Here is a 13,322-nt window from a genome sequence, read left to right as displayed (position 1 = left end):
AGGACGAACCCGGCCCTGACGCAAGGCGGCCCCCGCAGGCTGGCGCCAGGCGGGGGCCGGGTGGAGCCGGGCTGCTCAGTAGCGAGCAGCGGTGCCCATCATGCCCCACGGGCTGTAATCGACGTCCGTGACGGCCACGCCCATCTGCGGGTTGCGCGCGTGGGCGATCTTGCCATCACCGATGTACATGGCCACGTGATGGATCCCCGAGGCCGAACCATTGCTGGACCAGAACACCAGGTCTCCGACCTGGAGGTTGTCCAAGGAGACGTACTGACGGGCCGCCGCGTACTGGGCCTTGGAGTTGCGCGGCAACTCCTTGCCAGCCTGGGCGAAAGCGTTCTGGGTGAAACCGGAGCAGTCGTACCCGCTCGGGCCGTTGCCACCCCAGACATAGCGCACACCCGGGTCGGCGGCCTTCGCTGTGGCCCACCGCACGGCCGAGCCCCAACCGCTGCCGCTGGAGGCGGCGCTGGAGGCAGTGGTGTAGGAGGCCCGCTGGATCTCTGCGACCGGCTCCGTGCTAGCCGTGGAGGGGTGAGTGTGGGTGCCTGCGCTGGAGGACCGGTCGAAACCGGCGGTGGAGTCGGCCTCCCAACTCCAGGTGTTGCCGGTGGAGCCGCTGGGCGCCGAGTAGGCGCCCTCATTGGCGGCGGCCGGTCCCATGCCCGCCACCGTGGCTCCCACGACGGTGGTCAGCCCGACCGCACCCATGGTCAGGGAGCGGCGGCGGTGAGAACGGTGGGCCTGCTTCTCGGCTTCGAGGCGAGCACGGCGGGTGGGATAGGACATGGTTTCCTTCAGTAGACGTTGACAGACGCGACGCTCTGGAAGCTGTAGACGGTGCCGAGGATGCGGCCCCCGAGGAGGCCATCCCTTGACGGCGGTCGCCGTGACCAAAGCGTGATGCGACGATAGCGGGCTGTTATCTATTCGCAATTCGGCGGTAGGGGACTCGGTGACGCCTTTTGGGGCCGGCCGGGGCCCGGAATCGCTGTAATGGCGGGCTTCCTCCCCGCACCGGCTCCCGCAGAGATTGGCCCTGGCAAAAGGCGATCTTCACGGAATCTTCAAGGTTCAGGCCTTCACCCGTGTCGGAGGGGCGGCCTACGGTAGGGGGCATGGCGGGCCCGCCCGGGGCCCGCGCGTCGGGCCGATCGGATCAACAAAGGAGCACCTCATGACCCATCACGCGAGCGCCATGCTGGACACCTACCCAAAGAATGTGGGCAACATCGACCGGCAGAAGCTGGTCGAGTGCATCCAGGCCTGCTTCGAGTGCGCCCAGACCTGCACGGCCTGCGCGGACGCCTGCCTGGCCGAGGACATGGTGGCCGACCTGAGGCAGTGCATCCGGTTGAACCTGGACTGCGCCGATGTTTGCGCCGCCACAGGCCGGATGCTGTCCCGGCAGACCGGCAACAACGTCGAGACCACCCGCGCCCTGCTCGAGGCCTGCCGGGCCGCCTGCAAGACGTGCGGGGACGAATGCGAGAGCCACGCCCAGATGCACGAGCACTGCAAGGTGTGTGCCGAGGCCTGCCGCCGGTGTGAGCAGGCCTGCGCGGACCTGCTCGTCACCCTGGGTTGAGCCTGCTGATGACCGTTCCCCCTTGAGGGCGGCCAGTCGTCCATGACGCGCGCAGGGAACCCGGACCACCGTGCTCCCTCGCCGCGGCAGGCTCCCATGGACTCGGAGAAGTATCAGAGGGTCAGGAACGGTGCCGGATTCGTCGCGGCGCTGGACCAGAGCGGGGGCAGCACCCCGGCGGCCTTGCACCTCTACGGGATCGACAAGGATGCCTACTCCGGCCCGGAGGAGATGTTCGACCTGGTACACCAGGTGCGCACACTTATCATCACCAGCCCCAGCTTCGACGGTGAGCGCGTCATGGGGGCCATCCTGTTCGAGAACACAATGAACCGCCAGGTGGAGGGTTCCCCCACGGGCGACTACCTGTGGAACAGCAAAGGCATCGTGCCCTTCCTCAAAATCGACCAGGGCTTGGCCCCGGAACAGCAAGGCGCCCAGCTCATGAAACCCATCCCGCACCTGGATGACTTACTGTCTCGAGCCGTCGAAAAGCACATGTTCGGGACGAAGATGCGCTCGGTCATCAAGCTGCCCGGGGACGGGGTGGGCTCCGTCGTGGAGCAGCAGTTCGGGCTCGCCCGTCAGATCCTCGTTACCGGGCTGGTGCCCATCATCGAGCCCGAGGTGGATATCCGCAGCCCCCGCAAGGCCGAGGTGGAGGACCAGCTCAAGGCGGCAATCCTCGCCCAACTGGACAAGCTCGGAGACGACCAGTCGGTCATCCTCAAAGTGACGCTGCCGGAGCGGGCGGACTTCTACCGCGAGTTCGTGGACCATCCCCGAGTAATCCGCGTCCTGGCCCTGTCGGGCGGCTATACCCGGGCCCAGGCCACCACCCTGCTGGCCCGCAACCACGGCGTGATCGCCAGCTTCTCCCGCGCCCTGACCGAAGGGCTGAGTACGGCCCAGAGCCCAGCGCAGTTCAATGCGGTGTTGGATGAGGCCATCAACGCGATCGCGACGGCCTCTCGCACCTGACCGGAGGCCATAGGACCGCTGCGGTAGTCCGCGGCCGCCGAAGCGGTGTCCGACCACCCCCCATTCCTGGGGCCGGGCACCGCCTCAGCGGCGTCTGCCGCGCAGTTCAACGGGCAGCCACCGAGGAGCGCACGAAGTCCTGGCGCACCCCCAAGGCGCGGTCGGTGCGCCGGATGGACTCGCCGCCGTCGTCGACGGTTCCGGTGAGGGCCCGGATCGCGTCGATGTTCTCGGGGACGACGATCGCCTGGTTGTCCACCGTGTAGGTGTAGTACAGCTCGTTGCCGTCCACGGTGAGGATGTCTTCCCAGAGGGCCACCTCATACATATCACCCCGGGGCCGGCCCAGGTCCTCCATGAGTTCCACGGTGCTATTGACCGCCACGACGCCGTCCGAGCGCCGGACGAAGGCGATCCGCGGCATCGTCCGGAACGCCTCCAACACCTCCTGCTTCTCGGCCGGGCGGGTGAGCTCGATCGTCCAGTAGTGCAGGTGGTTCTGAGTGTGGGCTCCCTTGGCGGCCATGGTGACCACGTCCAGGTCTGGGACCACCGACTGGGCGTCGGGCCCCTGATGGCTGGGGATTCGGCCCTCGGGGACGATGGTGTTCATGATCCCCGAGTGGTCCGATTCCCACGGATCGGTGGCCCGGCGGATGAGCACCCCCCGGGCCTTGGACAGCAGTCCGACGTCCTTCAGCGCGGTAAGGGCCCGGACGGTGGCGGTGGTATTGCAGGACACCACCCGGGTGCTGTCCCGGCCCAGGGCCGTGGCGTAGTTGGCGTGGGCGACGAAGGAGTGGCCGGTGAGATCGTGCTTCTCCCCGCCCTGGAACACGGATTTGACCCCGTGGGCACGGTAGAGCTCCAGGTTGCCGGCGCCCACCTGGGCCGGGGTGCAGTCCACCACGACGTCAACGTTCTCGAGCAGGTCGTGCAGGCCTCCGACGACGGGAAGGCCGGCATCCGCCATCACCGGTAGGGCCTGCTCGGTAGAGGCGTAGACGGGGATACCCTTCCCTGCCGCCGCGGCGATCCGGTAGTCAGCGATGACGTCACTGACTCCGACCAGCGCCATGTCCTCCTGGGCCCGGACCGCGTCGGCGACGCGTTTGCCGATGACCCCGTACCCGTTCACCGCGACCTTGATCTTGTCCTGCATGCTCGTCTCCTTTCCTGGAGGACCCGTTCCGGTTTCGGGGTCTATCGCCAGCCGCGTCTCACCGGATGCCCGCAGCGGACGACGGTGCTCAGAGCTTGTCGAGCATCTGTTGCATTTCGGTGATCTCGGCCTCCTGGTCGGCGATGACCTGCTCGGCGAGCTGCACGGCCTGCGGGTTCTGGCCGTCCTTGGCCTCGTCCTTGGCCATGTCCACGGCGCCCTTGTGGTGGGCGGTCATCTGCTCCAGGTACAACCGGGCGGCCTCGGTGCCCTGGGCCTGGTCGAGGGCGGTCATGTCCTCCTCGGACATCATCCCGGACATCCCCCCGTGGTCCATGCCCTCCATACCGTCCATGCCGTCCGTGTCCACGGGGTCTTGGCCCCAGGCGGTGAGCATGGAGTTCATGCGCTTGATCTCCGGCCCCTGGGCGTCGATGACCTTCTGGGCGAACGCGGCCACCTCCGCCGGGACGTCATCCTTGGCCAGCAGCATCTCGCTCATCTCAACGGCCTGCTGGTGGTGCGGGATCATCATTTGGGCGAACATCACGTCCGCGTCGTTGTGCTCGGCGGAGACCTCCTCAGCCGAACCGGTCGCCGTGGTGGACGGTGTCGCGGTGGCCGTGGCCGCAGGGGTGGCGGCCGGGGCGGAGCTGGTCGCAGTGGCCGAGGCCTCAGCGCCGGCGTTCTCGTCCTGGGCGCCGGTGCCGCAGGCGGTCAAGGTCAGGGCGGAGGCCAGGGCCAGGGCGGTCAGCGTCATGGTGCGTTTCATGGTGGGTCCTTCCATAGTGGGTTGAGGGTTCATATCAGAGTTCGCGCCAAGAGGCGCGATCAGGAGGTCGCGGGTTGAAGGGCAGCCTCCGGCCGGGGGGCGCCGAGGGGGGCCAGGTGGCCCGGGTCCAGGTTGATCCGGCGCAGCAGTTGGGCGTTGAGGGCGACCACGATGGTGGAGGCGGACATCAGGATCGCGCCCACCGCCGGGGAGAGCACGAACCCGATCGGGGCGAGCACGCCGGCGGCCAGCGGCACGGCGAGCACGTTGTAGCCGGTGGCCCACACCAGGTTCTGGATCATCTTGGTGTAGCTGGCCTGGGAGAGCTCGATCATCGACAGCACCGCGCGGGGGTCGTTGCTGGCCAGCACAACGCCGGCGGACTCCATGGCCACGTCGGTGCCGGCGCCGATGGCGATGCCGACCTCGGCCCGCGCCAGTGCCGGGGCGTCGTTGACGCCGTCGCCCACCATGGCCACGGACAGTCCCCGGGACTGCAACTCGGTGACCTTGGTGTCCTTGTCCTGGGGGAGGACCTCGGCGAAGACCTCGTCGATGCCCAGGTCCGCCCCGACGGCCTCGGCGACCTGGCGGGCATCGCCGGTGATCATCGCGACCTTGATGCCGCGGGCGTGCAGGGCGGCCACGGCGGCCCGGGACTCGGGGCGGACCTTGTCCTCCACGGCGACCGCGCCGATAACGGACCCCTCGCGCAGCACGTGTAACACCCCGGCCCCGCGCGCGGTCCAGGAGGCGGTGGGCTCAGTGATCTCCGCCGGCATGGTCAGGTTAAGCTCGCGCAGCATGTTCGGGCCCCCGACGAGGATCTCGGAGCCGTCCACGGTGGCGCGCACCCCGCGGCCCATGGCAGCACTGAAGTCCGTGCCGCGCTTGCGCAACGTGCTGGCCTGCGGGTGCTGCCCGGCGGCGGTGACGATGGCCCGGGCCACGGGGTGCTCGCTGTCAGCCTCGGCCGCGGCGGCCACCGCCAGCAGTTCTGCCTCGGACACGCCGGGCATCGCGGTGACGGCGGTGACGACGTGGGCGCCCTCGGTCAGGGTGCCGGTCTTGTCGAACAGGACCACGTCGATGGTGCGCATCCGCTCCAGGGCCATCCGGTCCTTGATCAGGACCCCGGACTTGGCGGCCTTCTCCGTGGAGAGGGCGATCACCAGCGGGATGGCCAGGCCCAGGGCATGCGGGCAGGCGATGACCAGCACGGTCACGGTGCGGGTGACCGCGTCGGTGGGCTGGCCGACCGCGGTCCACACGATCGCGGTGATGATCGCCGCGACCAGGGCGAACCAGAACAGCAGGGCCGCCGCCCGGTCGGCCAACGCCTGGGCGCGGGAGGAGGATTCCTGAGCGTCGGCGACCATCCGCTGGATCCCGGCCAGGGTCGTGTCGGTCCCGACGGCGGCCACCTTCACCCGCACGGTGTTGTCGGTGGCCACGGTCCCAGCGACCACCGTGTCCCCGGCCTGGCGCAGCACGGGCTTCGACTCCCCGGTGATCATCGCCTCGTCGAACTCCGCGGCGCCCTCGAGGATGGTCCCGTCGGCCGGCACCCGGGCCCCGGCCCGCACTAGCACCACATCGCCCACGGCCAACTCGGTGATCGGCACGGTGATGGTGTCACCGTCCACGACCTTCTCGGCCTCCTCCGGCAGCAGCGCCGCCAGCGCGTCCAAGGCGGAGGAGGCCGCGCCCAGGGCGCGCATCTCCATCCAGTGGCCCAGCAGCATGATGACCACCAGCAGCGCCAGCTCCCACCAGAAGTCCAGCATCAGGTCCCCGATGCCCAGGGTCGTGACCCAGGAGGCGACGAAGGCCACCGTGATGGCCATCGCGATCAGCAGCATCATCCCGGGCTGGCGGGCGCGCAACTCGGTCAGCCCGCCCTTCAGGAAGGGCATGCCGCCATAGAGGTAGATCACGGTGCCCAGCACCGGGGCGATCCACGCCGAGCCCGGGAACTCGGGGACGTGGTAGCCCAGCAGCTGCCCGACCATGTGGCTGAAGAACACCACCGGGATGGAGAGCACCAGTGAGACCCAGAACCGGTTCTTGAACATCGCGGTGGAATGCCCGGCGTGCTGACCGTGGTCGTGGACCTGGTGGTCCTCGTCCAGGGCCGAGTGGGCGTGACCCTGCGGCATGGCCTGACCGTGGGTGTCGGCGTCCGCGGGGTGGTGGGCGTGGCCGGCGTGCCGGTCGCGATTGGCGTGGGGGTTCGGGTCTGGGTGCTCGGCGGTCTGGCCGGTGGGGTGCTCGGGGTGGTGCGGGGTGCTCATGGTGTTCCTTCTGCTAGGCGGTCTACGCGGTGGCCTACTCGGCGATGAAGCTCCGGCGCTGAGGGGATGGGTCAGTGGGTGAGGACGCGGTAGCCGGCCGCTTCGATAGCGGCCTGCACGGCCCCTGCGGAGGCGGGCCCGGTCACGGTGACGGGGGAGGCCCCGCCGGCGACCAGTTCGACCCGGACGTCGTCCGCCCCGTCCAGGGCGCTCACCGCCTCGGCGACGGAGCCCACGCAGTGTTCGCAGGTCATGCCCTCCACCTGGTAGGTCGCGGTGCCTGCGCTCGTCCCGGTCGGATCGGCACTTTGGCGCCCGGCGGGGGCCGGGGTGTCGGCGGCCGGGGCGCAGCACGAGCAGTCGGTGGTGGCCATCGGCAGCGGGGTGCGGGGGGATTCGGTCATGACGGTCTCCTACAGGTCTTGGGGCGGCACCGGACGGCACCTCCACCCTCGGTATATACCCCCCCGGGGGTATCATTCAAGGGATGGGACGCCGATGTTCGCGGTGGATGAACGGGTGCGCCGGTCCGTGGGTTGTTCGGTGGGCAGGTCGATGGTGAACGTCGCCCCGGCCGTGGTGGAGGTCGCGGTCAGGGTTCCGCCGTGGGCCTGGACCAGGGCGCGGGAGATGGCCAGGCCGACCCCGGAGCCGCCGTGGTCCCGGTCGCGGGCGGTGTCCCCGCGGTAGAAGCGTTCGAAGATGTGCGGCAGATGCTCGGGGGAGATGCCCTCGCCGGTGTCGGCGACCCGGAGGGTGACCTTCGACGGGCCCTGCCGGGCCTCGAGGGTGACCCGGCCGCCGGGCGGGGTGTGGCGCAGGGCGTTGGTGAGCAGGTTGCCCAGCACCTGACCCATGCGCTGTCGGTCCACGTCCACGGCCAGGCCCGGATCGGCGTCCAGGGCCAGGGCCACGCCCTTGGCGGCGTAGTCCTCGCGGTGGGCCTCGGCGGCGGCGTGCAGCAGCTCGGCCACGGGTTCGGTGGTGCGGTCCAGCCCGATCCGTCCCTCCTCGGCGCGGGAGACGTCGTTGATGTCCTCCACCAGCCGGGTCAGCCGGGCCAACTGCTCACCCATCAGTGCCCCGGTGGGCTCGTCCCAGTGGGAGACCCCGTCTTGCAGGGCCTCGTGGTAGACGCTGAGCACGGAGACGGGGGTGCGCAGCTCGTGGGCCAGATCCGAGAGCATCCGCCGGCGGGTGTCCTCGGTGCGCTCGAGCCGTGCGGCCATGGTGTTGAACGAACCGGCCAGATCCTCCACCTCGGTGCCGGCTCCCATGGCCGGCACTCGGGTGTCGTACCGCCTGCCGGCCATGGCCTGGGCGGCCTGGGTCAGGGCGTGGATCGGGGTCTGGATCCGGCGGGCGACATTCCAGGTCAACACCAGGCAACAGGCCAGGGCCGTGGCCAGGGCCACGCCCAGCGTCCAGAAGTTGGTGGCACGGTAGGCCTGCTCCACGTGCAGCATCTGGGCCGCATCGTGTCCGGCCCCGGCCTGTTCCAGGTGCTCGTGGAACAGTGCGGGACCGGCCAGGGAGGCCACCACCACTGCGGCCAGCACGCTGGCCGCCACCACCAGCAGCTGGGCGAGGAAGAACCGGGCCGCCAGCCCCTGGTAGCGCCGCCGGCCGCTCACTGCTCCGCCATCCGGTAGCCGACCCCGCGCACGGTGTCGATATAGCGGGTCGGGTCCGCGTCGAGCTTGCGGCGCAGGTTCTTGATGTGCACGTCCACCAACCGCTCGTCTCCGACCCAGGCCGGGTCCCAGACAATATCGATCAGCTGACGCCGGGAGAACGCCTGGTGCGGGCGCCCCGACAAGGCGGCCAGCAGGTCGAACTCCGTGCGCGTCAGTGGTACCGCCTGCCCGTTGACGCGGGCCTCATGGGCGGCCAGGTCGATGACCAGGTCCTCGCAGACCCGTTCGGGCTCCGGGGCCGCCACGGTCGTGCGCGGCCGACGCAGCACCGCCCCCACCCGGGCGACCAGTTCCCGGACGCTGAAGGGCTTGGTGATGTAGTCATCGGCCCCCGCACCGAGTCCAGCGAGCTTGTCCTGCTCATCGTCGCGGGCGGTAAGCATCAGCACATAGCACTCGGAGAAGGCTCGCACCCGCCGGCACACTTCGATCCCGTCCAGCCCGGGCAGGCCCAGATCCAGGACCATCACGTCGGGCTCGTGAGCGCGGGCGGCCTGGACCGCTTCGGGGCCGGTGTGGGTGATGGCCACCGCGTAACCGGCCCGTTCCAGGTAGGTGGCCACCAGGCGCGCCAACGGCTTCTCGTCATCGACCACCAACACCCGGCCGGCCGCCGGAGCAGTCCCAGTTCCAGAGTTCATGGGTTCAGTCTCCCCCTGCCCCGTGCCCCGGCGGCTCAGAACGGCGCCGGGGCGGGGAATCTTCACCAAATCTTCAAGGCAAACCGTACCGGACGGGTGAATCACCGGCCGACAATGGTAGGTAGCCCCGCCTCCTGGCCCGGGGCGGAAAGGCTCCATGACCCCCCCGACCCGCAGAACCCTGATCGCCGGCGGGCTGACCCTGCTCGGCGCCGGGACCCTCACCGCCTGCGCCGCGCCGAACCCCACCACGTCACCGGCGGCCGGCACCGGCACGGCTATCACCCACGTCCATGCGATTACCCGGGATCCCGAGTCCGGTGACGTGCTGCTGGCCACCCACCAGGGCCTGTTCCGTCTCCAGGGCGGAGAGCTGACCCAGGTCGGTCCGGTCGTGGACTTCATGGGCTTCACTCTGACTCCCGAGGGCCGTTATCTGGCCTCCGGTCACCCCGCGCCGGGCACCGACTTGCCCGAGCCTTTGGGCCTGGCCGAGTCCACCGACCGGGGCCAGAGCTGGACGGTGCTCTCCCGCGGGGGCGCGTCCGACTTCCACGCCCTGGCCGCCGGCCCAAACGGGGTCCTTGGCTTCGACGGGCAGTTGCGCGCCAGCACCGACGGCCGCACCTGGCAGAGTCTGACGATCTCCGCCGCCCCGGCGGCCCTGGCGATCTCCCCGCAGGCCGGGACCGTGCTGGCCACCACCGAAACCGGCATGCTTCGCTCCGCGGACCACGGCGCGACCTGGACCACCCTGGACACCCCCCGGTTGATGCACCTGATCGCCTGGGCCGATGACACCACCGCCGTGGGCGCCGGCACCGAGGGACACCTGCTGACCAGCACCGACGCCGGTGACACCTGGACCTCCAGCGACCGCCCGGTCGGCACGGCCTCCGCGCTGGGCGCCGGCATCACCGACGACGGGCGGACCGAAGCACTGCTGGTCATCGGTTCGACCGTGCTGTCCACCACCGACGGCGGGAACACCACCGAACAGCTGCTGTGACCGGGCCCCACCGCCCCCAGCCGGCCCGGACCCGAACCTCGATCAGCGCAGACGGACAGGAAAGGACAACGCGGATGGCGGCAGGACACCGAAGCACTTCCCGCCACCCCCTGTCCGGCTGGCCCGCCCTGCGAACCGTTCTGGGCACCCTCGCGCTGATCCTGAGCCTGCTCGGGATGCACGCCGGCACGGGCACCAGCGCGGCTGGGGCCGCCACCGACACGGGCGTAGCCACGGCAGCTCAACACTTCGGACCGACGACCATTGGCCCGGCCGGCACGGTGCTCGGGGTAGTGCTCCCGGCGGAGCCTGCCGGGGATGAGGCAGCTGGCCACGGGCCGCCGGACTGTGCCCTGGACGCCGTGGACGACAACTGCACCTCGGCCCTGACCAAGGCACCTGTCGTGTCCCACCTGGCCTCCCGGGCCCTCCTGCCTAGCCCCGGTGGGGGACTGACCGCACCACCACCCCTGCCCTGGGTTGCCCACTTCAGGCCTGCCTGGACTCCTTCGCTGGCGCAATTGGCCATCAGCCGCACCTGAGAAGCCCGGCCGCGCCCCACCGGAGGACCCTCCATACCTCCGGCGACAGCGCCACGCAGCACCTGCCCGCCATGGTCGCCACAACACCGATAGACCGTGCCCGGCCCCGTCGCGCCTGCCTGCGCCGCTGGGCCGGACGAAGGAAAGAAGAACCGATGACCTCCTCACTGACCACCCGCCGCGCCTTCCTGAGCGCCTCCGTCGGAGCCCTGGCCCTGGCCGGATTGTCCGCCTGCGCGGACCCCACATCCGGCCCTCAGCCATCAGGGCGCATCCTGCCCACCGACCCGCTGATCGCCGAATACGAAAAACGACGCGCCTACTCAGGCACCACCGTCGCCAACCGCCTCTCGGCCGCGCCCTTCGAGACCTCCCTGCAGGACCAGAGACTGACCACCTGGGGATACAACAACAGCCTCAACGGGCCACTGCTGCGCGCCAAAGCGGGTGACCTGCTCAACGTCACCGTCGCCAACGATCTCCCGGAGGGAACGAGCGTGCACTGGCACGGGCTAGCCCTGCGCAATGACGCCGACGGAGTCCAGGGAGTGACCCAGGACCCCATCGCCGCCGGAGAAACCTATACGTACGACTTCCGGCTCTCCCATCCGGGGACGTACTGGTACCACTCTCACTTCGACACCCAGCGCGAACGCGCCCTGTACGGTGCACTGATCGTCGAGGATCCCAACGAAACCCTCGACTATGACCAGGAATGGGTCGTCATCCTGGACGACTGGCTCGACGGGATCACCGGAACGCCCGAGGAAGTCGTCGAGGAGCTCTCCGCCGGAATGGACATGTCTGGCGGCATGGAGGGCATGGAGGGCATGGATCACGGGTCCATGAGCGAGGACAGCTCCTCCGACATGCCCATGAAGCACATGCTCATGGGGGCTGAGAGCGACTATCTAGGCGGGGATGCCGGCGACGTGAAGATCCCCGTGCACCTGTTCAACGGCCGTCCCCCAGCCGAGCCCGACACCCTCGACGGCAAGCCCGGCGACCGTATCCGCCTGCGCCTGATCAATGCCGCCGGAGACACCGCCTACCGGGTCGGGATCCCCGGCCAGGAACTGACCATCACCCACACCGACGGGTTCCCGGTCCAGCCGCGTCAGGCCGATGCCGTCGTCTTGGGCATGGGTGAACGCTTGGATGTGCTGGTCACCCTCGGTGACCAGGCCGTGCCCGTACTGGCGCTACCCGAGGGCAAGACCGGTCACGCCTACGGCATCATCCACGCCGGATCGAAAACTGCCCTCTCCGGACAGCTTCCGCAGACCCTGGGCGGGACCGTGCTCGATGGCAGCCGGCTGAAGGCCCACGAATCCGTCCTGCTCGCGCCCAAGGACCCGACCAGGACCCATGAGGTACGCCTCACCGGCTCGATGATGGAGTACGACTGGGGCATCAACGGGCGACGCTTCGACCCGGCCAATCCCTTCGAGGGCGCCTTCGAACTCCGGTTGGGCGAACGTGTGCGGGTCACGATGACCAACGACACCGACATGTGGCATCCCATGCACCTGCACGGCCACACCTTCCAGCTGGCCAACAACGGTGCACGCAAGGACACGGTCATCGTCAAACCCCGGCAAACCATCGTCTTCGACTTCGAGGCGGACAACCCGGGACAGTGGCTGACCCACTGCCACAACGCCTACCACGCCGAGGCCGGGATGATGGGCGTCTTCTCCTACATCCACTGACCACCCCTGTCCCTCACACCTCCAGCCACCGGGCCATCACCCGGCGCCCGTCCAGGAAAGAACATGCCTTCATCGCTCACCCACACCCGCCGCACCCTGCCCGCCCGAAACCTTCGGCCGTACAGCCCGGTCCTGACCCGTAGGAGGAAATGAATGGGCGAGTACTTCGCTCAGACTGTCCAGTCCGGGGCGCTGCTGATGGCCATCCCGCTGGCGGCCATCGCCGGGCTCGTCTCCTTCCTCTCTCCCTGCATCCTTCCGCTCGTCCCCGGATACCTCGGCTACGTCTCCGGTCTGTCCGACCCGACCCGACCGGACAACCGCCGACGGGTGATGACAGGGGTGGGCCTGTTCATCCTCGGCTTCGCCGCCGTGTTCACCCTCTACGGGGCCGCCTTCGGCCTGATCGGCGGCTGGTTGCTGCGTTGGCAGGATCTGCTGATCCGAGGCCTGGGCGTCGTTGTCATCCTCATGGGGCTGGCGTTGATGGGCATGCTGTCCTTTATGCAAAGGACCAAGGCCCCCTCCTTCACCCCCAGGACGGGACTGGCCGGAGCCCCGCTGCTGGGCCTCGGTTTCGGCCTCGGCTGGACGCCCTGCATGGGCCCCACCCTCAGCGCCGTCCTGGCCCTGAGCACCACCACCGGCGACCCCTGGCGCGGGGCACTACTGGGATTCTCCTACTGCCTGGGACTGGGCATACCCTTCGTCCTCGTCGCCAGAGGCTTGGGCTGGGTGAGCACCACCTTGGGCTTCGTGCGCCGCCACATGCGCGCGTTCAACATCGCCGGCGGCACCCTGCTCGTGTTGGTCGGCGTCCTGATGGCCACCGGGATCTGGACGGCATGGATCTACCAACTCCAGAACCTCGCCGGGACCTTCACCACCCCCGTCTAGGGCGTGTCTCCCTTATGCGCGTAG

Annotated in this window: 12 protein-coding genes; 5 read left to right on the top strand and 7 right to left on the bottom strand. The window is 69.3% G+C overall.

Annotated features, from left to right (window positions below):
• Positions 1–75: 75 nt before the first annotated feature.
• Positions 76–792 (bottom strand): C40 family peptidase, encoded by a 717-nt coding sequence (locus ACEXHE_RS13375; RefSeq protein WP_260062866.1) that lies wholly within the window; start codon positions 790–792, stop codon positions 76–78.
• A gap of 388 nt (positions 793–1,180) precedes the next feature.
• Here ACEXHE_RS13375 and ACEXHE_RS13370 point away from each other — a divergent pair, with 388 nt between their 5' ends.
• Positions 1,181–1,591, top strand: coding sequence for a four-helix bundle copper-binding protein (locus ACEXHE_RS13370; protein WP_374786167.1), 411 nt, complete (start codon positions 1,181–1,183; stop codon positions 1,589–1,591).
• Between the two features lie 96 nt (positions 1,592–1,687).
• Positions 1,688–2,572: a fructose bisphosphate aldolase gene (locus ACEXHE_RS13365; protein ID WP_374786166.1), complete on the top strand. Its 885-nt coding sequence runs from the start codon at positions 1,688–1,690 to the stop codon at positions 2,570–2,572.
• Positions 2,573–2,678: 106 nt separating this feature from the next.
• On the opposite strand, the gene ACEXHE_RS13360 is transcribed toward ACEXHE_RS13365, so the two are convergent.
• The 6 genes from ACEXHE_RS13360 to ACEXHE_RS13335 form a co-directional block, all read right to left on the bottom strand.
• Entirely contained in the window at positions 2,679–3,734 is a 1,056-nt protein-coding gene (locus ACEXHE_RS13360) for a type II glyceraldehyde-3-phosphate dehydrogenase (RefSeq protein WP_374786165.1), read from the bottom strand.
• A gap of 88 nt (positions 3,735–3,822) precedes the next feature.
• Complete coding sequence (locus tag ACEXHE_RS13355) at positions 3,823–4,506, bottom strand: DUF305 domain-containing protein (RefSeq protein ID WP_002854313.1); 684 nt, start codon at positions 4,504–4,506, stop codon at positions 3,823–3,825.
• A gap of 59 nt (positions 4,507–4,565) precedes the next feature.
• Complete coding sequence (locus ACEXHE_RS13350; protein ID WP_374786164.1) at positions 4,566–6,800, bottom strand: copper-translocating P-type ATPase; 2,235 nt, start codon at positions 6,798–6,800, stop codon at positions 4,566–4,568.
• Positions 6,801–6,871: 71 nt separating this feature from the next.
• The gene (locus ACEXHE_RS13345) at positions 6,872–7,204 is read right to left on the bottom strand and encodes a heavy-metal-associated domain-containing protein (RefSeq protein ID WP_091699673.1); all 333 of its coding nucleotides are present in this window, start codon (positions 7,202–7,204) and stop codon (positions 6,872–6,874) included.
• A gap of 72 nt (positions 7,205–7,276) precedes the next feature.
• Positions 7,277–8,434, bottom strand: a complete 1,158-nt coding sequence (locus ACEXHE_RS13340) for an ATP-binding protein (RefSeq protein ID WP_374786163.1) — start codon at positions 8,432–8,434, stop codon at positions 7,277–7,279.
• Positions 8,431–9,138 carry a response regulator transcription factor gene (locus ACEXHE_RS13335; RefSeq protein WP_374786162.1) on the bottom strand — a complete coding sequence of 236 codons (708 nt, stop codon included), beginning with the start codon at positions 9,136–9,138 and terminating at the stop codon, positions 8,431–8,433. The genes ACEXHE_RS13340 and ACEXHE_RS13335 overlap by 4 nt, the downstream gene beginning before the upstream one ends.
• Before the next feature lie 157 nt (positions 9,139–9,295).
• Here ACEXHE_RS13335 and ACEXHE_RS13330 point away from each other — a divergent pair, with 157 nt between their 5' ends.
• From ACEXHE_RS13330 to ACEXHE_RS13320, 3 genes are all read left to right on the top strand, one after another.
• Positions 9,296–10,147 carry a F510_1955 family glycosylhydrolase gene (locus ACEXHE_RS13330; protein WP_260062863.1) on the top strand — a complete coding sequence of 284 codons (852 nt, stop codon included), beginning with the start codon at positions 9,296–9,298 and terminating at the stop codon, positions 10,145–10,147.
• A gap of 697 nt (positions 10,148–10,844) precedes the next feature.
• The gene (locus ACEXHE_RS13325; protein WP_374786161.1) at positions 10,845–12,401 is read left to right on the top strand and encodes a multicopper oxidase family protein; all 1,557 of its coding nucleotides are present in this window, start codon (positions 10,845–10,847) and stop codon (positions 12,399–12,401) included.
• Positions 12,402–12,554: 153 nt separating this feature from the next.
• Positions 12,555–13,298, top strand: coding sequence for a cytochrome c biogenesis CcdA family protein (locus ACEXHE_RS13320; protein WP_091699687.1), 744 nt, complete (start codon positions 12,555–12,557; stop codon positions 13,296–13,298).
• The last annotated feature ends 24 nt before the right edge of the window (positions 13,299–13,322 follow it).

Origin of the sequence: Micrococcus sp. IITD107 (assembly GCF_041927415.1) — a bacterium.
Lineage (GTDB): Bacteria > Actinomycetota > Actinomycetes > Actinomycetales > Micrococcaceae > Citricoccus > Citricoccus terreus.
Note: the sequence above shows the minus strand (reverse complement) of the source record. Positions and strands in the feature narration are given on the sequence as shown.